Below are 1,312 nucleotides of genomic sequence, written 5' to 3'. Positions count from 1 at the left end.
TGCCGGTGAGTCATGCGTTTCATTCGTCGCGGATGGAGCCGATGCTGGAGGAGTTCCGGCAGGTTGCCGAGAGCATCGCGTACTCGCTTCCGCGGGTTCCGGTGGTCTCCAATGTGACGGGAGAGGTTGCCGGCGAGGAACTGTGTTCGGCGGGGTATTGGGTGGCGCATGTGCGGGAGACGGTGCGGTTCGCCGATGGTGTTCGGTGCCTTCGGAAATGGGACGTGACGCGGTTTGTGGAGGTGGGACCGGATGGGGCGTTGACGTCAGTGGTCCATGAGTGCCTCGATGATGACGAGGACGTCGCCATCGTCGTCCCGATGTTGCGTGGGGGCCGCCCGGAACCCGAGTCAGCGGTTCTTGCTCTCGGCCACCTGTATGCGTCGGGTTTGGAGGTGGACTGGCCATCCCTGTTCCCAGGCCCGCGTAGGCCGGTCGACCTGCCGACGTACGCGTTCCAGCATCAACGCTACTGGCTTGACGCGGGGATCGGTTCGGGAGACGCGTCGTCCATGGGACTGGACGCGCTGCGGCATCCCTTGGTCGGTGCGGCGGTTCGGGTCCCGGACACGGGCGGAGTCGTCCTGACCGGCAGGTTGTCGATGCAGTCGCACCCTTGGCTCGCTGACCACAGTGTGATGGGCATGGCCCTGCTGCCCGGGACCGCCTTTCTGGAGCTGGCTGTACAGGCGGCCGGGCAGGTCGGATGCGACCACGTTGAAGAACTGACCCTGCATGCCCCTCTGGTAGTGCCCGAGCGAGGAGGCGTGCAGGTGCACGTGGTCGTGGGGGCGGATGACGGGTCGAGTCGGCGACCGGTGTCGGTGTATTCCCGCCCGGAAAACGGGGCGGACGATCAGGACTCGATCCGTCATGCCTCGGGCGTGCTGCTTTCCGTCGCGGAGGCCGAGCGGGTGCCGGTCGAGGGCTTGCAGCAGTGGCCGCCGCCCGACGCTCAGCCGGTCGACGTCGACACGTTTTATGAGCAAGTAGCGTCCGACGGATTCGCCTATGGGCCGGTGTTTCGGGGGTTGCGGGCGGCGTGGCGTTCGGGTGGGGATGTTTTTGCCGAGGTGGCTTTGGCTGATGCGGTGGTGGGTGATGCTGCGGGGTTTGGTGTGCATCCGGCGTTGTTGGATGCGGCGTTGCATGCGGTTGGGCTTGGGGAGTTTTTTGATGATGATGTGGTGGTGCCGCGGTTGCCGTTTGTGTGGTCGGGTGTGTCGGTGTTTGCTTCGGGTGCGGCTGTGTTGCGGGTGAGGGTGTCGCGGGTGGGTGATGGTGTGGTGTCGGTGTTGGTGGCGGATGCGTC

Annotated in this window: 1 protein-coding gene; it reads left to right on the top strand. The window is 65.5% G+C overall.

Annotation, left to right across the window (positions count from 1 at the left end; genetic code table 11):
• Window positions 1-41 precede the first annotated feature (41 nt).
• A partial coding sequence (locus AB0E24_RS45920; RefSeq protein WP_359386037.1) for a polyketide synthase dehydratase domain-containing protein occupies window positions 42-1,312 on the top strand: 1,271 nt, incomplete at its 3' end.

The organism is Streptomyces malaysiensis subsp. malaysiensis, from assembly GCF_040653035.1.
GTDB classification, from domain to species: Bacteria; Actinomycetota; Actinomycetes; order Streptomycetales; family Streptomycetaceae; genus Streptomyces; species Streptomyces malaysiensis.
This window is presented reverse-complemented; position numbering and strand designations above follow the sequence as displayed.